General features: G+C 72.0%; 5 protein-coding genes. All 5 read right to left on the bottom strand.

Features of this window, described 5'->3' with window-relative positions; genetic code table 11:
- A partial coding sequence (locus AOK11_RS32945; protein WP_055597341.1) for a DUF1996 domain-containing protein occupies nt 1-1,292 on the bottom strand: 1,292 nt, incomplete at its 3' end.
- Nucleotides 1,293-1,516: 224 nt separating this feature from the next.
- Entirely contained in the window at nt 1,517-2,170 is a 654-nt protein-coding gene (locus tag AOK11_RS32940) for a response regulator transcription factor (protein ID WP_055597338.1), read from the bottom strand.
- Nucleotides 2,155-3,513 (bottom strand): sensor histidine kinase, encoded by a 1,359-nt coding sequence (locus AOK11_RS32935; RefSeq protein WP_240497582.1) that lies wholly within the window; start codon nt 3,511-3,513, stop codon nt 2,155-2,157. Before AOK11_RS32935 ends, AOK11_RS32940 begins: the two co-directional genes overlap by 16 nt.
- Before the next feature lie 69 nt (nt 3,514-3,582).
- Nucleotides 3,583-4,632 (bottom strand): SDR family oxidoreductase, encoded by a 1,050-nt coding sequence (locus AOK11_RS32930; RefSeq protein WP_055597337.1) that lies wholly within the window; start codon nt 4,630-4,632, stop codon nt 3,583-3,585.
- 67 nt (nt 4,633-4,699) lie between these two features.
- On the bottom strand, nt 4,700-5,134 hold a 435-nt coding region (locus AOK11_RS32925; protein WP_055597339.1), incomplete at its 5' end, for a winged helix-turn-helix domain-containing protein.

Genomic DNA, 5,134 nt, shown 5'->3' with positions numbered 1-5,134 from the left:
CCGTCCCAGCAGCTCTGGAAGTTGGACGTGCGCACGAGCTGGCTGCCCTCGGGGCACAGCACGTACTTGTCCGTGGACTGCCGGTCCTCGAAGCCGGTGCAGCTGTACGAGGTGTTGGCGTTCGCCAGGCCGTTGGTGAACGCCTTGGCGTCACCGGTGATGATGCGCATCAGCTTCGGCATCGCGACGACCTTGCTCCGCTTGTTGCCGACGAACCGGAGCTGGGCCTCCTTGGCCTGCAGGATCCTGCCGACGTTGCCCTCGGCGCCGCCGCCCTGGTCGGCCGCGTCGAACTCCTGGGTGCCGTCCTGCACGCGCAGCACCGGCCAGAAGTACGAGGACTTGTCGCCCTGGTTCTGGCAGCTGGTCTCGGCGACGACCAGGTCGTCGTCGCTGGAGAGCGAGCTGTTGCTCTGGTTGCCGACGTAGTCGTGCATGTGGTGCGCGCCGTTCGCGACACCGGGGGCCACGATGATGTTGTCGCTGTTGTACAGCTTGTTCTCGTTGACACCACACTTCGTGGTGAAGCTGCCCTTGGAGCCGGACCTGCCGTTGGCGGCCAGACCGTTCGGCAGGTTGCGCGAGTTCGGCTGGACGTCGTTGATGTTGATGAAGTCCTCGGCGAACGGACCCGCGGCGCCGTTGCCGTTGTCGGTCGGGGCCTGCCCCTCGCCCTGGTCCTGGCCACCGTCGTTCTGACCGTCGCCGCCCTGGCCGTTGTCCTGGCCACCGTCGTTCTGGCCACCGTCGTTCTGACCGTCGCCGCCCTGGCCGTTGTCCTGGCCACCGTCGTTCTGGCCGTCGGTCGGCTGCGGCTGGTCGGCGGGGCGGCCGGAGCAGGAGGCGAGTTCGTCCAGGTTCCCGGGAGCCTGGCCGCCCGCGCGGCTGATCTCCAGCTTGATCCGGTCGATGAGCACCTTGCGCCGGTCCTTGAGCGGACCCAGGATGGTGTTCTGGACGTACCGCGCGTCCCCGGCCTGGGCCTGGCGGGTGGTGACCAGGCGCTGGTAGGCCTCGGTGATCTGCTGGTCCATCGAGGCCAGCTCACCGTCGACCTCACCGCGGGCCGGGTCCGGCACGTCGGAGAGCTGCTGGCCCACGTCCGGGCAGTCGATCGTGGCGATCTGCTGTGCCGCGTTCGACTTCGTCCGGTTCTGCGCCTGGTTCGACTCGCCGGCCGAAGCGTAGAAGTTCGCCCAGACCAGCCCGCCCCCACCGAGCGCTAGGGCCGCCGTCCCGGCTACGGCCTTGGCAGCCAACGGCATACGGCGTTTTCTTGTATTGCGTCCCATGGAACTCCTCTGACTTCCTTGCGGGGCATCCCTTGCGGGGCATCGAGGCGCCCGACAGGAGTGAAGCGGCTCCCCTGAATACGGGGACCGCCCCACGGGTGTTCAGCCGTCCCGGAAATTGATGAGAAGTTCTTGCGGCGCTCTGGTTTCAACAGCCCCTGAAACACGAGGAGTTGTGGATCAACCGCATCCAGTGAGGGGGTGCGGGGCCCGGCGGTCCGGTTTCACCGGCCGTGGTCGAGATGGGCGAGAACCGCCAGTACCCGCCGGTTGTCGTCGTCCGAGACCTCCAGGCCCAGTTTGGCGAAGATGTTCGCGGTGTGCTTGGCGATGGCCCGTTCCGTCACCACCAGCTTGCCGGCGATCGCCGCGTTGGACCGGCCCTGAGCCATCTCCTCCAGCACTTCCCGCTCCCGGGGCGTCAGCCGCGCCAGCGGCCGGTCGTCGGCCGACTTCCGCGCCAGCAACTGCTGGATCACCTGCGGGTCCATCGCCGTGCCGCCCGCCGCCACCCGCCGTACGGCGTCGACGAACTGCTCCGCGTCGAACACCCGGTCCTTCAGCAGGTAGCCCACCGCGCCACTGCCGTCGGCCAGCAACTCCCGCGCGTACAACTGCTCGACGTGCTGCGACAGCACCAGCACCGGCAGTCCGGGCCGTCGCCGGCGTGCTTCGAGCGCGCACTGCAGCCCTTCGTCGGTGTGCGTCGGCGGCAGACGGACGTCGACGACGGCGACGTCCGGGTCCAGCTCCGCCAGCGCGCGGCTGAGCTCGGGCCCGGACTCCACCGCCGCGGCGATCTCGAAGTCGTGGGCCTCGAGGAGCCGGACCAGTCCGTCACGCAGCAGGAACAGGTCTTCGGCTAGGACAACGCGCAAGGGATCTCCATGGTGACCATGGTGGGGCCGCCCGCGGGACTGCTGACGGCGAGGACGCCGTCGAATGTACCCAGTCGCCGCTCCACCCCGGCCAGCCCCGAGCCGGCCCCGATCGCCGCGCCGCCCTTGCCGTTGTCGGTGACGCTCACCCGCACATGTCCCTCGGTGTGGTGCAGATCGACCCAGATCCGGTCCGCCTCCGCATGCTTCACCGCGTTGGTGAGCACCTCGCTGACGGCGAAGTACGCGGCCGACTCCACCGGCGCCTCGGCCCGCCCCGGCAGGTCCACGTTCACCTCGGTGGCCACCGGGAGCCGCAGCGCCAGCGCCCGCACCGCGTCGCCCAGGCCGCGCTCCGCCAGCACCGGCGGATGGATGCCGCGCACCAGTTCCCGCAGCTCCGACAGCGCCTCCACCGACGACTTGCGGGCCTGCGCGATCAACTGCCGTGCCTTCTGGGGGTCCTTGTCGAGCAGCGTCTCGATGGTCCCCAGGTCCATGCCCATCGCGACCAGCCGGGCCTGCGCCCCGTCGTGCAGATCCCGCTCGATGCGCCGGAGCTCGGCGGCCGAGGTGTCCACCGCGTCCCGCCGGGTCTCCGTCAACACCCGCACCCGCTCCTCCAGTTCACCTTGGCCGGGGGAGAGGATGGCACGGGTGAGCCGGTAGTGCGCGGCGAGCACGCTCGGGGAGAGGAAGTGGGCCGAGAAGAGCAGCCCGAGGGCCAGCGCCCCGGCGCCGAGCGCGGACGTCCGGTCGCCGACCGGGACGAAGCCGTACCAGTACGGGTCCGGCATCACCCGCCACAGCCCGGCCGCGAGCGCGAACCCCTCCAGCGGGTACAGCAGCAGTACGGCCGGCAGCAGCGCGGTGACGAACCCCGCGGTCATGTCGACCGGCAGCCACAGCAGTTCCCGCCAGGTCGCCGGATCGCGGAGCATCCCGAAGGTGCGCGCCCACGGGTTGGCGTCCTTCGGCACCGGCCGGTACGCGGGCGGAATGCGCACCCCGCCCCACTCCGCGGCCAGCACCCGCCGCCAGTTCGCGTAGGTCCGGGCCCCGTTCAGTACGTACGGCGTGGTGACGATGCCGACACCGGCCGGGATCAACGCGATCGACACCAGGATCAGGGCGAAGGCCAGCACCGACAGCGGGAGCGACACCAGCGCCAGCCCCAGTCCCCGCAGCGCTCCCTTCAGAAGGCCCTTGGTGTGCCGTTCGCGCCCGCCGCCCCTCTTCGTGACCCCGCTCCCGGCCTCTGGATTCCCGGCCTCCGCGCTCGTGGGGTCCGGGGTCGTCGTGCCACCGCTCGTGTGGCCCGTGCTCATGCGCTCCGTGGTCATGACGTCAGTCTGGCCGAGCTGCGGGACCCGGTCACGGGGCCGAACCCCCCGACTCCGGGGTGGTGCTGCCTACACCCTCTCCTCGCCTCCGCCCGGCTCCTGGACCGCCCCGATCTCCGAGATCTCCGCGAGGACCTTCGCCTCCGTCTCCGGGTCGAGCCCCTTGGCCGTCCGGTCCCGGCGCTGGGGCGCGGCCCCGTCGAGGCCCTGGAGCCAGCGCCAGGTGTCGGCCGCGGTCTCGGCGACGGGACGGCAGCGCAGCCCCGTCGCGAGGGCCCGGGAGACGTCCGAGGCGTGCAGCGCGTCGTGCATCTCGCCGTCCGGCGGCACCCAGACCGGCAACTGCGTCCACGGTTCGATGCCCGCCCGCAGGATCGTCTCCGGTGCGGTCCACCGCAGCTCGGCCGTGCCCCCCGTCACCTCCGCGCACGCCTCCAGCAGCGTGCCCATCGTCGCGTGCCCCTGCGGGCCGGTCAGGTTGTACGGCCCGCCGATCCCCTGCTCGGCCGCCCCGAGGATCCACTCGGCGAGGTCGCGGACGTCGACGTACTGGAGGGTCAGGTCACGGGGTCCCGGCGCGAGGACCGGGCCGCCGCGGGCCATCCGGTTCAACCACCAGGGCAGCCGGCCGACGTTCTCGTACGGCCCGAGGATCAGCCCCGCCCGCACCAGCACCGACCGGTCGGCGCCGAAGGCGTCCACGACGGCCAGTTCGCCGCCCCGCTTGTCCCGCGCGTAGTCGGTGTGACCGGCGTCCGCGCGGGCGTCCGCCACCAGGGGGGCCTCCTCGGTGGCTCCGGCGGGCGCGGGCCACTCGTACACCGAACGGCTCGACACGTACACGTACCGGTCGGCGCGGTCCCGCAGCAGCCGCGCCGTGTCCCGGACTGCGCGCGGGGCCGCCGACCAGGTGTCGACGACGACGTCCCACGTGCCGTCCGCCTCGTCCAGGGCGGCCAGGCCGTCGACGGCCGTGCGGTCGCCCAGCAGCGACCGCACGCCCGGCACGGCCGCGTGCCGCCCCCGGTGGAAGACGGTCACCTCCCAGCCCCGCCCCAGCGCCGCCTCCACGACGGCCCGTCCCGCGAACTCCGTACCACCCAGCACCAGAAGTCTCATGGATCGGACTCTGCCGGACCGGGTGGCGTGAGGGAACGGGGATCTGCCGAGAGCAGAGCGGCGGGGCTCAGGGAAGGTACTTGTAACCGACCCGGCGCACGGTCTGGATCGTGCCCCGGTGCTCGGTGCCCAGCTTGCGGCGCAGCCGGGCGATGTGGACGTCGACGGTGCGGCCGTCGCCCACATGGCCGTAGCCCCACACCGTGGCGACCAGGTGGTCGCGGGTGTGCACCCGGTTCGGGTGGGCCACGAGATGGGCGAGCAGCTCGAACTCCAGGTAGGTGAGGTCGAGTCGGCGCCCGTCCACCTCGGCGGTGCGCTGCACGGTGTCGACCCGGATCCGCCGGTCGTCGCCGGCGGCGGTGTCGTCGGCGGCGCCGGGCGCGGCCGTGGAAGCCGCGCCGGGGTGCCGGCCGGTTCCGGGGCCCGGGACCGCCACCGGGAACGGCGGCCGCTGGTCGGCGGGGACCAGCACCAGGTAGCCGACCATCGGCGGATGTCC

It is taken from the genome of Streptomyces hirsutus (genome assembly GCF_001418415.1).
Taxonomy (GTDB): domain Bacteria; phylum Actinomycetota; class Actinomycetes; order Streptomycetales; family Streptomycetaceae; genus Streptomyces; species Streptomyces hirsutus.
This window is presented reverse-complemented; position numbering and strand designations above follow the sequence as displayed.